The 12,114-nt window shown below is 73.4% G+C and carries 12 protein-coding genes; 3 read left to right on the top strand and 9 right to left on the bottom strand.

All coding sequences use genetic code 11. The features are described 5' to 3' along the window. Positions 1-120: 120 nt before the first annotated feature. On the top strand, positions 121-1,401 hold the full coding sequence (locus tag AB0J55_RS03310) for a sensor domain-containing protein (RefSeq protein ID WP_364242079.1): 1,281 nt from the start codon (positions 121-123) through the stop codon (positions 1,399-1,401). A 1-nt stretch (position 1,402) separates the two neighbouring features. Here AB0J55_RS03310 and AB0J55_RS03305 read toward each other — a convergent pair whose 3' ends face one another. The 6 genes from AB0J55_RS03305 to AB0J55_RS03280 form a co-directional block, all read right to left on the bottom strand. Beyond that, positions 1,403-2,110, bottom strand: coding sequence for an MBL fold metallo-hydrolase (locus AB0J55_RS03305; protein ID WP_364242076.1), 708 nt, complete (start codon positions 2,108-2,110; stop codon positions 1,403-1,405). A gap of 9 nt (positions 2,111-2,119) precedes the next feature. After that, complete coding sequence (locus AB0J55_RS03300; protein ID WP_364242073.1) at positions 2,120-2,764, bottom strand: response regulator transcription factor; 645 nt, start codon at positions 2,762-2,764, stop codon at positions 2,120-2,122. 52 nt (positions 2,765-2,816) lie between these two features. After that, a complete protein-coding gene (locus tag AB0J55_RS03295) occupies positions 2,817-3,623 on the bottom strand; it encodes a hypothetical protein (RefSeq protein ID WP_364242071.1) in 807 nt (268 codons plus the stop codon). A 3-nt stretch (positions 3,624-3,626) separates the two neighbouring features. Beyond that, a complete protein-coding gene (gene lysA / locus AB0J55_RS03290; RefSeq protein WP_364242069.1) occupies positions 3,627-4,922 on the bottom strand; it encodes a diaminopimelate decarboxylase in 1,296 nt (431 codons plus the stop codon). 10 nt (positions 4,923-4,932) lie between these two features. Next, the gene (locus AB0J55_RS03285; RefSeq protein ID WP_364242067.1) at positions 4,933-5,859 is read right to left on the bottom strand and encodes a 3-oxoacyl-[acyl-carrier-protein] synthase III C-terminal domain-containing protein; all 927 of its coding nucleotides are present in this window, start codon (positions 5,857-5,859) and stop codon (positions 4,933-4,935) included. A gap of 158 nt (positions 5,860-6,017) precedes the next feature. Beyond that, complete coding sequence (locus AB0J55_RS03280; RefSeq protein ID WP_364242064.1) at positions 6,018-6,467, bottom strand: MarR family transcriptional regulator; 450 nt, start codon at positions 6,465-6,467, stop codon at positions 6,018-6,020. Positions 6,468-6,532: 65 nt separating this feature from the next. On the opposite strand from AB0J55_RS03280, the gene AB0J55_RS03275 reads away from it, so the two are divergent. Beyond that, a complete protein-coding gene (locus AB0J55_RS03275; protein ID WP_364242061.1) occupies positions 6,533-7,225 on the top strand; it encodes an SDR family NAD(P)-dependent oxidoreductase in 693 nt (230 codons plus the stop codon). Here the strand turns inward: AB0J55_RS03275 and AB0J55_RS03270 are convergent. Genes AB0J55_RS03270 through AB0J55_RS03260 form a run of 3 tightly spaced genes read right to left on the bottom strand, consistent with a single transcriptional unit; the run spans position 7,194 to position 8,370 of the window. Then, positions 7,194-7,355 carry a hypothetical protein gene (locus tag AB0J55_RS03270; protein WP_308676469.1) on the bottom strand — a complete coding sequence of 54 codons (162 nt, stop codon included), beginning with the start codon at positions 7,353-7,355 and terminating at the stop codon, positions 7,194-7,196. The genes AB0J55_RS03275 and AB0J55_RS03270 overlap by 32 nt on opposite strands. Before the next feature lie 20 nt (positions 7,356-7,375). Next, complete coding sequence (locus AB0J55_RS03265; protein ID WP_364242057.1) at positions 7,376-7,855, bottom strand: DUF2871 domain-containing protein; 480 nt, start codon at positions 7,853-7,855, stop codon at positions 7,376-7,378. 8 nt (positions 7,856-7,863) lie between these two features. Next, positions 7,864-8,370 (bottom strand): cupin domain-containing protein, encoded by a 507-nt coding sequence (locus AB0J55_RS03260; RefSeq protein WP_364242054.1) that lies wholly within the window; start codon positions 8,368-8,370, stop codon positions 7,864-7,866. A 185-nt stretch (positions 8,371-8,555) separates the two neighbouring features. On the opposite strand from AB0J55_RS03260, the gene AB0J55_RS03255 reads away from it, so the two are divergent. Next, positions 8,556-12,089 carry a BTAD domain-containing putative transcriptional regulator gene (locus tag AB0J55_RS03255; RefSeq protein ID WP_364242051.1) on the top strand — a complete coding sequence of 1,178 codons (3,534 nt, stop codon included), beginning with the start codon at positions 8,556-8,558 and terminating at the stop codon, positions 12,087-12,089. Positions 12,090-12,114 lie beyond the last annotated feature (25 nt).

Raw genomic sequence — 12,114 nt, 5'->3', positions numbered from 1 at the left:
ATCCCTTACCGCGACCACGTTACGAAGCCGCGGGCCGGTTTCCGAGGGTGCTAGGGAGCGGACTTATGCGGGGGTTAGCACTACCGCGGAGAACGAGCCCACCTGCGCATAATGGGCGCCATGACTAGCGGAAGCCCGGTCGCCGCCATGACGCGGTCGCTGCTGCGCGACGGCGGCCTGGCGACAGTGCGCGGCAGCGCGCTCGCCGTGGTCGCGGTGACCGAACTCGTGATGTTCGTCGTCGTGGTCACCGCCGGTTCGCTGCTCGGGGTGGGCATCGGCCTCTTCGTGCTGCCCCCGGCCGTGCTGCTGATGCGGCACCTGACCAACGGCGTGCGCGCGTCGGCCGCGGCGTGGTCGGGCGTGCGCATCCCGGCGCCGTACCTGCCGGAGCCGGCGGGCGCCGGCTCGCCGCTGCGCCGCTGCCACCACCTGCTCGGCGACCGCGCGAACTGGCGCGACGTGCTGTGGCTGCTGGTGGACAGTTCACTGGGGATCCTGCTCACCCTGACGCCGTTGCTGCTGATCCTGCACGGCCTGCGCGGGCTCGCGATGCCGTTCCTGATCGGCTCCGACGCGGCCGACTGGCTGGGCAGCTGGTACGTCGTGATCCCGGTGGACGACCAGCCGACGGCCTGGTTCGCGGCCATCCTCGGCCTGGCGCACTTCCCGCTGGCGCTGTGGAGCGCGCCCCACCTGCTCCGGCTGCACGCGAAGCTGGCGGCCACGCTGCTGTCGCCGACCGAGGTGACCCGGCTGACGAACCGGGTGCAGCACCTGTCGGAGAGCCGCGACGACGCGGTGGGCTCCCAGGCGACGGAGCTGCGCCGCATCGAGCGCGACCTGCACGACGGCGCGCAAACCCACCTCGTCGCGATGGGGATGACGCTGGACGCGGCGATGCGCGTGCTGGATTCGCACCCCGAAGCCGCGCGGTCCTTGATGGACGAAGCGAAGAACAGCTCGGCGAAAGCGTTGCAGCAGCTGCGAGACCTGGTCCGCGGCATCCAGCCGCCGGTCCTGGTCGACCGCGGCATCGCGGACGCGATCCGCACCCTGGCCCTGGAAAACCCGCTGCAGATCGCGACGACGATCGACCTGCCCGGCCGCCCGTCCCTGGCGGTCGAGACGGCGGCGTACTTTTCGGTGTCCGAGGTGCTGAACAACGCGGTGAAGCACTCGGGCGCGCAGACGGGCGAGATCAACGTGCACTACGAGTTCGGCCGCCTGGTGATCAACATCAGCGACACCGGCCGCGGCGGCGCGAGCACGGAGAACGGGACCGGGTTGCGGGGCATCGAAAAGCGGCTGGCCCCCCTCGACGGGTTCATCACCATCCTCAGCCCGCTGGGCGGCCCGACGATGGTGACGATCGAGATCCCCTGCGCCCTCGAGCGCTGAGCTACCGCCGCTTCCCCCACCGCCCGTCGTCCGGTTCCTCGCCCCGCCGCAGCGCGTCGAGGTAGGCGCGGTCGGTGGCGAAGCGGGCCGCCACTTCAGGTCCCTTCGCGACGGACCCGTGGCCGGGGATGAGCACGTCCGCCTGCCGGGCCGCCTCCTCCAGCCGGTCCAGCGCCGCCGGATAAGCGACCTCCTGACCGTCTCGGCGCGGGTCGAGGAGCGGGATCAGGACGTCGGAGAGCATGTCGCCGACGAGCAGCACGCCCCGGTCGGCGAGCAGCAGGGCGGCGTGCCCGGCGGCGTGCGCGTCGTGCTCGATGAGCTCGCCCGGCAGCGGTCCGCCGTCCGCGGGCAGCGGCGTGACGAGCGCGACCAGGTCGGCCGGGACGTCCGGCGCGGTCTCCACCGCCATCGCCTGTGCACGCTCCCGGGCTTCGGTGGCCACCGCCGCGCAGGGCGCCGTGGCGTAACGCGGGACGTCGCCGAACCGGGGGTGCCAGAGCAGGTGGTCGAAGTGCGGGTGGGTGCTGAACCCGGCGACGACCGGAAGACCCAGCCGCTCGACGTCGTCGGCGAGCTGGTCCAGTTCGGCACCGGTGATCCCGGGATCGACCAGGACGAGCCCGGTTTCCCCGCGCACCACGATGCTGTTGCTCCAGACCCACTCGCTCTGCCGGACCCAGACGCCGTCGGCCACTTCGTTCAGCATCGGGACACTCTAGTGCTTCAGGTACGCCAGCACCGCCAGCACACGCCGGTTCGCGTCCTCGGACTGCGGCAGGTTCAGCTTCGCCAGGATGTTGTTGATGTGCTTGGAAACCGCCTTCTCCGACACCACCAGCACCCCCGCGATGTTGCTGTTGGACCGGCCCTCCGCCATCAGCTTCAGCACCTCGCGCTCACGGGCCGTCAAGCGCTCCAGGCGGTCGTCGCGGGTGTTGTGGGTCAGCAGGCGGGTCACCACGTCCGGGTCCATCACCGTGCCGCCGGCCGCGACCTGGCGGACCGCGTCGACGAACTGGTCGCCGTGGAACACGCGGTCCTTCAGCAGGTAACCCACCGAACCCTCACCGTCGGCGAGGAGTTCGTCGGCGTACAGGCGTTCCACGTACTGCGAAAGGACCAGCACCGGGAAACCCTGCATCCGGCGCCGGGCTTCGATCGCCGCGCGCAGGCCCTCGTCGGTGAACGACGGGGGCAGCCGGATGTCCACGATCGCGATGTCCGGCCGCTCGCGCAGCATCGCCTCCAGCAGGTCCGGTCCGTTGTCCACCGCCGCGCTGACCTCGAAGTCGTGCGCCTCGAGCAGCCGCACCAGCCCGTCCCGGAGCAGGAACTGGTCCTCGCCGATGACCACGCGCACTTGTCCGTCCCCCACCCTGAGCCCGTTGACGACCACCATCATAGGGGCCCGGTCAGGCGGGCTCGGTCACCACGCAGACACCCAGCGCGCGGTGGTCCGGGTCGTAGTCGGCCAGCACGAGGGGGCCCGCGGCGCCGTCCGCGAGCGGCGCCCACAGGCCCGTGCACGGGTACTCCGCCGGCGCGGCGGCGGCCCCCGGCCACGCTCCCGTGCGGGCGAGCCCGGGCCCGGTGACCGCGGTGCCCGGCGGCCGGAACCCGGCCACGGCCGCGGGCGCCACCCCCGGCACGACACCGGCGCGGAGCGCGCGCCCGCCGCCGGGCTCGAACAGCAGCGCCGCGGCGGCGTCGCCGACGTGTTCCGGGGTGTCGTACGGCGTGACACCCTGGTCCATGACCAGCACCAGGACCCGCCGGAAACCGTGCCGCCGCACGTAGGAAGCCGCGATCCGCAGCGCGCTGAACGGCGCCAGTGCGCCCTGCCCGGACACGGCGAACACCAGCGGCCCGCCCGGGAGCACGGCCGTGAGGTGCACCGGCGCCGACAGCCGCGGGTCGAACTCGGGCGCCGCGTGCGCGACGACCGCCAGGTCGATCCGCTCGCCGGACAGCTGCCCGGCGAGCAGTTCCCGCGCCATCGCGAGGAAGGTGTTGCCCCGCGCGCGCGTCACCCGGCTGGGGCGGAAGCCGATCTCGTGCCCGCGGCTGAGGTCGGCGAAGTAGTGGTGCAGCTCGGGGACGTCGATTTCCCGGTCCCCTGGCCCGAATTCGCGCCGGATCGCCAGCGCCAGGGGCAGCGGGAACGGCCGCAGTCCCGCCGGTGGTGCGGCGGACAGGACCGGGGCGGCGGCACGGTACATCGCCTAGCGCTCCGCGCCCGCGGCGGCCAGCGGGGCGAACTCGTGCAGGTGCTGGCGGCGCAGCAGGTCCGCCGGCTGGTCCCGTTCGCTGACCAGGTGCGCGCGCCCGCCGTAGACCAGCACCTCGGCCGGGTAGCCGTGGCTGAGGAACAGCACCGGGGACGCCGTCGGGCCGTAGGCACCGGACCGGGTGACGCCGATGAGGTCGCCGCTGCGCACCGGCGGCAGGGCGGCCTTCTTGGCGAGCACGTCGTTGGGCGTGCACAGCGGCCCGGTCACCTGCCAGGTTTCGGTGGCCGGCTCGTCGATCCGGTTGAGCAGGCGGATCGGGAAGTCGCGCTTGACGTAGGAGCCGATGCCGACGGCCGCCATGTGGTGGTTGGTCCCGCCGTCGGCAACGGCGAAGTTCTGCCCCATCGAGGTCTTGGTGTACCGGACGCGCACGACGTAGGTCCCGGACGTGGCGGCCAGGTACCGGCCGAGTTCCATCACCAGCCGCGTCGCCGGGTGCCGCTGCGCGAACTCGTCGATCACCGGGTTCAGCAGCGAGGCCAGCCGATCGCGGTCGAGGTCCGTTTCGCCGTCGAAGTACGCGACCCCGAGCCCGCCGCCCACGTCGACCATTTCCAGCGGGAAACCGAGGTACCGCGAGACGCGTTCGGCGAGGTCGAAGATCCGCCGCGTGTTCTCGACGATCGGCTCCTCGTCGAGGATCCGCGTTCCCATGTAGACCTGCACGCCCATCAGCCGCAGGTTCGGGTGCCGCTCCACGAGCCCGGCCGAGGCGAGCAGCTGCTCTTCGTCGATGCCGAACTGGCGCGGCTTGCCGCCCATGGTCAGCCCCGAACCCTTGACCGCGAAACTCGGGTTCACGCGCAGCGCGACCCGCGCTTCGATCCCCCGCTCGCGCGCGAGGTCGTCGAGGAGCCGGAGCTCGCCGAACGATTCGCAGACCACGGTGTGGACACCCTCGTCGAGGCAGGCAGCCAGTTCCGCCGCGCTCTTGCCCGGGCCGAGGAAGATGATGTCGGCACCGGCCACACCCGCGCGGCGGGCGGTGATCAGCTCGGCCATCGACGAAACCTCGGCCCGCGCGCCGTGGGCGTGCAGCAGGCCGCAGACCGAGATGTTCGGATTGGACTTCAGGGAGTAGAAGATCTCCAGCCGCGGGTGCAGCCGTTCGCGCAGCGCGGTCAGCCGGCCGCCCAGCTCGTCGCCGTCGTAGACGAACAACGGTGTGCCGTAACGCTCCGCGAGTTCGGTGATGCCGATACCCTGGATCTCGAACTCGACACTCATGAAGCGCTCCTCATTTCCGGAAGACCATGGCGGAAAAGGTCGACCCCAGGCCGACCGAGATCATCAAGTAGCAGGCCCCGGGCGCCAGCAGGCCCAGGCCGTTCGCGGTGTGGTGGTTGAGGAACGGGTCGGCGCAGAAGCTGTGCCCGGTCGTCCCCACGTTGTCGAGGAAGATCCGGCTGCGCGGGATGTCCAGCGCCCCGCTCGCGCGGACCCACGAGATCTTGTTGACGTTGTGCGGCAGCACCATGGCGATGTCGTCGGAAGTGAGCCCCGCCGCCGCGATGGCCTCCCGCGCGACGTCCGCGACGGCGCCGGGGTAGATGCGCCGGAACTCCGCGGCCTGCTCGTCGTCGAGGATGACTTCGCCGCCCGGGCCGCCGAGCGTGGTGGTGGCGTAGCCGAGCAGGGTGTCCTGCCCGTCGCCCGGTCCGACGAGGACCGCCGCCGTGGCCTCGCCCATGATCGCGACGTCGGGGATGACCTGCGCGGAGTGGGTGAACGCCTTTTCCCCGGTGAGGATCAGCGCGAGCGCGTCGGGATCGCCGTCGGCGGCCAGCAGCGTGCCGCACAGGTCGACCGCGAGCAGCCCGGAGGCGCAGGCGTGGTCGGTGACGGTGAACATCGTCGCGTGGGCCAGGCCGAGCGCCTCCCGCACCCCGAGCATGGGGTTGACGGGATAGGGACTGGCGGCCGGCATGGTCTTGGCGCGCACGACGTACCGGACGCGTTCTTCCTGCCCGGCCAGGAAATCGAGCTTGCTGACCGCGCCGAGCAGCAGGTCCGCTTCGGACTCGTCCGACCGGCACACTTCGGACAGGCCGTACATCCGGCGGAACCGCCGCAGCTGCGTGGCCGACAGCCCCAGCTCGTCCTGCAGCGATTCGATCGGGACGGTCCTGGGCACGTAGGCGGACACCGCCACCAGCGAAGTCATCGCGCCGTCACCCTCCCGGTCCTGCCGATCGTGCTTGCCCGGCAAGGATTGCCGCGGACGCTGACGGCGCACTGACGACCTGCTGACCCGGCGATCAGCCGTCGGCGCCGGCCACTCCCGCGACCGCTCACGCCTCCGCGTTACGGCTCGGGCCGCCGTCAGCCGGACGGCTCGCCGAAAGCCTTGAGCAGCAGCCGGTGCAACGTCTCCCGCTCCCCCGGGCTCAGCCGGCCGAACAGCTCGGCGGTGACTTCGCTTGAGACCTCTTCGACCTTCCCGACCGTGGCCCGGCCGTCCCCGGTCAGGGTGAGGACGTGCCGGCGGCGGTCCTCGGTGTCCCGCTCCCGCAGCACCCAGCCGGCGGCTTCGAGCCGGTCGAGCACCTTCACCAGGTCGCTGCGGTCCAGGCCGAGCCGGTCGGCGACGCGCTGCTGGGACAGCGGGCCGGATTCGCCGATGCAGACCAGTACGTAGAACTCGCGCAGGGACACCCCGGATCCGGCCAGCTCGGCGTCGATCCGGCTGACGCCGGTGCGGTGCAGGTGTCCCATCAAGTAGGTGGGCCAGCGCAGCAGGGCACGGGGACGCTCGGGGGGCAAGGGGGCCATGCCGCGAATCCTAGGACAGGTACCGCGGGTTGGCTCAATTGTAGGGATACCCTACAGTAGGAGTCATGAACGAAACCGTCCTCATCACCGGAGCGAGCCGCCCGCAGGGTCTCGGCTTCGCCGTCGCCCGCGCGTTCGCGACCCGCGGCTACCACGTCGTCCTCGCCGGCCGGGACGCCGACCGGGCCGGCGCCCTGGCCGGCCAGCTCACCGGCGAAGGACTCTCCGCCGACGCGATCCGGCTCGACGTCACCCTCCCGGCGGACGTCGCAGCGTGCGTCGAGTTCCTGCGCACCCGCGCCGGCCGGCTCGACGTGCTGGTGAACAACGCCTCGACCATGCCGGACTTCACCGCGTTGTCCCTGCTCGACGCCGACCTGGCCGAAGCCCGCGCCGCCTACGACGTCGACGTCCTCGGCGCGCTGGCGCTCGTGCAGGCGTGCCTGCCGCTGCTGCGGGCCGCGCCCGCCGCGCGGATCGTCAACGTCTCCAGCGCGGCCGCCGCCCAGCTCACCGCCGGGACCGGCGGCGTCCGGGCGCCCGGTCACTCGCTGGCGAAGTACGCCCTCGACGCGCTCACCACGGCCCTCGCGGCCGAACTGCGCGAAAGCGGCATCCTGGTCACCGGCGTCGACCCCGGCTCGGTCGCCACCCACCCGGAGCGCGGCGACGACGCCGACGACCGCTCCCCCGCGGAAGCGGCCCTCGACGTCGTCCGGGCGGCGCTCAGTGCCGCCGCCCCAGCGCCTCTCGCTTGACGAAGCCGATCACCCCGGTGGCGACGAAGAGCACCGCACCCACGATGATCAGCCAGAACAGCCCCTTGACGACGATGCCGAGCACGACGAGCACGGCCCAGATCACGAGCAGGGCGACGAGGATTCCCATGGCGGTCCCCTTCCGGACGGTCAGGAAGGGGATACCCGGCGCACAGGCCGGCTACGCACCCCCGCAGCGTTCCCGGCCGTCCCAGGTCCCGGGCACTCCTCAGCCGGGATCCGCTTGCCCAAGGTGACGAACAGCAGGACCAGGCCCACGGTCAGCAGGATGTGCCCCAGCCCGGCGACCAGGGCGAGTGCCTCGCCGGCCGGCTTCCCCAAGACGGTCAAGGTGCCTTTGAGCGTCATGGCGCCGACGGTGACGGCCAGGCCCGCGTTGTAGATCCCGAAGAACCACCGGAACAGGCCGTGGCCGGTCAGGTCGAACAGCTTGTCCAGGGCCAGCACGATCAGGAAGAACAGCATGCCGAGCGCCAGGATGTGCGTGTGCACCACGGCGAGCTGGGTTTCGCCGGTGAAGCCGGTGATCTTGGTGAGTTCGCGGTAGCCGAGCCCGCTGACCAGCCCGAGGACCAGGTACACGTGCGCGGTGTTGAGGATCGTTCTCATCGGTGCCTTCACGGGGTTTCGGTGGTGCCGCGCCGGTCCCAGGCCGGGCTGGTGCGGAAGTAGGTGTCGTAGAGCTCTTGGACGTCCGAAAGGGACTGCGGGGGCTGCTGGCCGTAGGCGATGCGTTCCAGGTGGCGGAAGTACTCGAAGCGTTCGACGCCCGGGGTGATGACGATGAGGATGTCGGCGTCGTGGCCCGGGGCCGCGGCGAAGGCGTGGGCCAGTCCCGGGGGCACGACCACGAGGTCGCCGCGTTCCGCGGTCACCACCTGGTCGCCCGACAGCAGCTGGGCGGTCCCGTCGAGCAGGTAGAACAGCTCGGCGGAATTCGCGTGGTGGTGGGGTTTCGCGCCGTCGGCGCCGTCGGTGAGGGTGACGCGCTGGGTGGACAGCGCACCGCCGGTCGACCCGGCGTCGGCCAGCAGCCGCACGGTCGTGGGGGCCCGGCCGATGACTTCGGCGTCGGCCGCGCGGACGACCAGGGAATCGGTGAAGCCGGGCAGGACGAGCGTCATCGGAGGGAGTCCTTTCGGGTGCGGCGAGGTGCCGCTGCGCGAGGGGCGGTGGCCGTCCGGCCGGGCAGGGCACCGTCGACCGCGGCCGGGGTGCGTTCGCGGGCTCCCGGGCACGGCGTGGTCATGTCGTGCAGCCTCGCGCGGACGGCTTGGAATCCACTTGGAACGGTTGGGATGATCACGGCATGGTGTGGCTTCGCGTGCTCGGGCCGATCGCGGCCGAGCGGGACGGTGTCCCGGTCCCGCTCGGCGGCCCGCGGCAGCGCGCGGTGCTCGCCATGCTGGTGGCCGCCCGCGGCCACGTCGTCCCGGTCGACCGGATGATCGAGAACCTGTGGCGCGGCGAGCCACCGGCCAAGGCACTGGTGTCGCTGCAGGCGTACGTGTCGAACCTGCGCAAGCTCCTGGAACCCGGCCGTCCCCCGCGCGCGCCGGCGCGGGTGCTGGTCAGCGCGCCGCCGGGGTACGCGCTGAGCCTGCCGGAGGAGGCGGTCGACGCGTGGCGGTTCGAGGGGCTCTTGCGCACCGCGCGCACCCTGACCGGCGAGCGAGCGCGGGCGGCGCTGACGGAAGCGCTGGCGCTGTGGCACGGCCCGGCGTTCGCGGAGGTCGCGGACGAGGAGTGGGCCCGGGCGGAGGCATCGGCCCTGACGGAGGCGCGCCACATCGCCCGCGAGCTCGGCGTGGCGGCGGCCTTGGACCTGGGGGACGCCACCGCGGTGACGGCCGAGGCGGAGGCATTGGCGCGCGAGGAGCCCCTGCGGGAGGAGGGCTGGCGGCTGCTGGCGCTGGCGTTGTGGGGAAGCGGCCGGCAAGGGGACGCTTTGGAGGCGCTGCGGCGGGCCCGGAAGGTGTTCGCGGAGGAGCTCGGCTTGGATCCCGGGCCGGTGCTGACCGAAGTCGAGACGGCGATCCTGGCCCAGCGCGACGTCCTGCCGGGAAAGGCGCGGCTGGTGGCCACCGCGGAAGGCGGGCCACGTTCGGAGGCTGCCGGGGCGTTGGTACCGCGGCGGCCGGCCATGGCAGGCCTTGGCCTCGCCAACGATCCCGGCCGGCCGCAGCCGGCCACCCCCGGCACCAGCCATCCACGCGACCCCGGGCTGCCTATGCCGCTGCGGCCGGGCACGGCAGGCCTCGGCCACCCGCACACTCCCGGGCCTCAGCCACTGCGGCGGGGCACGGCGGTCCTCAACCCCCCGCCCAATCCCAGCCATCCGCACACACCCGGCCAGCCGCAGCCGGCCACCCCCGGTCCCACCCGCCCGATCACCTCCGCACTGCCGTCACCACCCCCCGGCGCGGGCCTCTTCCTCGGCCGGGAAGCCGAAATCGCCGCCCTCACCTCCCTCGCCGCCGCCGGTGGGGGGATCGCTCTCGTGACCGGCGAAGCCGGGCTCGGCAAGTCCGCCCTGCTCGCCGCCCTGAGCCGGCGGCTGACCGCCGATGGCTGGCTCGTCGCGACCGGCCGGTGCCCCGAAACCGCCGGGGCTCCCGCCGCCTGGCCGTGGACCGAAATTCTCACCGAAGTGGCCCGCACGGTCCCTGCCCCGGCCGCCCTCGCGCCTCTCCTGGCGGCCGATCCTGCCGAGCCTCCCGCCGACCCCGCCGCCGGCCGGTTCCGGTGGCACCGCGCCGTGTGCTCCTGGCTCGCCGGTGCGGGCCCGGTCGCGATCCTGCTCGACGATCTCCACTGGGCCGACGCCGAAACCCTCGCGCTGCTCGCCGCCGCCGGCGCCGGGCTCGAACGTGCCCACGTCCTGCTGGTCGCCGCCTTCCGGCCCGGCGAAAACGGCGAAAGCGACGAAAACGCCGGGCGCCTCCGGGAAACCCTCGCCACGCTGGCGGCCCGCGCTCCCCTGCGGCTGCCGCTCGCCGGGCTGCCGGAGCGGGCCGTCGCCGAGGTCGTCGAGGCACTCTGCGACGTCCCGGTCGACGAGCACACGATGGCCGCCCTGGCCCGGCGGACCGGCGGAAACCCCTTCTACGTCAGGGAAAGCGCGCGGCTGCTGCGCAGCGAGGGCGCCTTGGTCGCCGTCTCCGAGGTGCCGGACGGGGTGCGGGACGTGCTGCGGCGCCGGCTCGCGCGGCTGCCCGCGGCCACCGTGTCGGTGCTGCGGCTGGCCGCGGTCGCCGGGCGGGAAGCCGACGTCGAAGTGCTCGTCGAAGCGGCCGGCACCGACGAGGACGGCGTGCTGGACGCGCTGGAAGCCGGGCTGCTGGCGGGCCTGCTCGACGAGCCCGCGCCCGGCCGCGTGCGGTTCGTGCACGCGCTGGTGCGCGACACCCTGATCGCCGACCTCAGCGGCCTGCGGGCGCGGCGCCTGCACGGCCGGATCGCGGTGGCGGTGGAGCGGCGCCACCCCGGCGACATCGCCGCCCTCGCCCACCACTACACCCGCGCCGCCGCGGCGGCCACCGCCGGCAAGGCGGTCGACTACTGCGTCCGGGCGGCCGAACAGGCCGGACGCCGCTACGCGCATGACACCGCGGTCACGTTCCTGTCCGACGCGCTGACCAGCTTCGGACGCCTGCCGGGCGACCGGCTCGCGGACCACGTGGCCCTGCTCGGCGACCTGCTGCGCGCGCAGATCCGGGCCGGCGCGGTGCCCGGCGCCCGCGCGACCCGGCAGCAGGCGATCGACCTCTCCGAAGCCGCGGGCCGCGAAGACCTGGTGATCGCGGCCTTCACGGCGTGGACCGAGCCGACACCGTGGCAGACCCGCCCGTACGGCACCGAAGACACCCCCGTCGTCGACCTCCTGGCCCGGCTGCTGCGGCGGCCCGGCCTGGCCCCGGACGTCCGCTGCCGGCTGCTCGGCGCCTACGCCGTGGAACGGGCCGACAACGGCAACCCCGACGCCAGGGCGGCCGCCGAAGAAGCGGTCGCCCTGGCCGGCGAGCCCCGGCTGCGCGCCCACGCGCTGGCGACGCTGTCCCGCGAGCTCGACGCCGACCTGGAGTGGCGCGAGAAGGCGGAGATCGGCCGCGAGCTGGACCGGCTGGGCGAGGAGCACGACCTGCCGGTGTACCGGTGCTACGGCCGGATCGTCGGGGCCCGCGCGGCCGCTGCGGCCGGTGCGGTGGCCGACGTCCACCGGCTGCTCGCCGAGGCCCTCGACCTGGCAGGGGCCTACCGCCTGCCCGAACTGACCGACGTGGCCGAACTGGCCCAAGCGATGCTGGCGCACCTCGCCGGCGACTTCGGCGGAGCCCGGCGGCGCTACACCGAGGTGACCGGGCGGATGGCCCGCCGGGGCTCCCACCACGGCCACGCGTACCGCCGCCTCGCCGAAGCCCTGGGGCTGCTGGACCGGAACCTGATGCCCGCCTTCGCCGAAACGGCCGAAGGGCTGTACCACGACTTCGGCCCGCTCGCGGCCGACCTGCACGCCCTCGGCCTGGCCGCCACCGGCCGGCCCGGGGAGGCACGCCGGGTCCGGCTGCAGGCGCGTCCCCTCCGCCGGGACTGCTTCTTCACGCTGTTCGCCACCTTCCGCGCGCTCGCGGTGGTCGCCCTGGACCAGCGCGAAGAAGCAAGGGCCCTCTACGAAGCACTCGAGCCATACGCGAAGGTGACGTCGGCGGGCGCGGCGAGCCTGTCCCTCGCCACGCGCCCGGTGGCCCGGACGCTGGGCGAACTGGCACTGGCGCTGGGCGACCCCGAACTGGCGGCGGCCCACTTCGCCGACGCCACGGAGGCCGCCGGGCGCTGGTCCTGATCGGTCAGCGGACCCGCCGGTGGCC

Origin of the sequence: Amycolatopsis sp. NPDC049688 (genome assembly GCF_040674975.1) — a bacterium.
GTDB lineage: Bacteria > Actinomycetota > Actinomycetes > Mycobacteriales > Pseudonocardiaceae > Amycolatopsis.
Note: the sequence above shows the minus strand (reverse complement) of the source record. Positions and strands in the feature narration are given on the sequence as shown.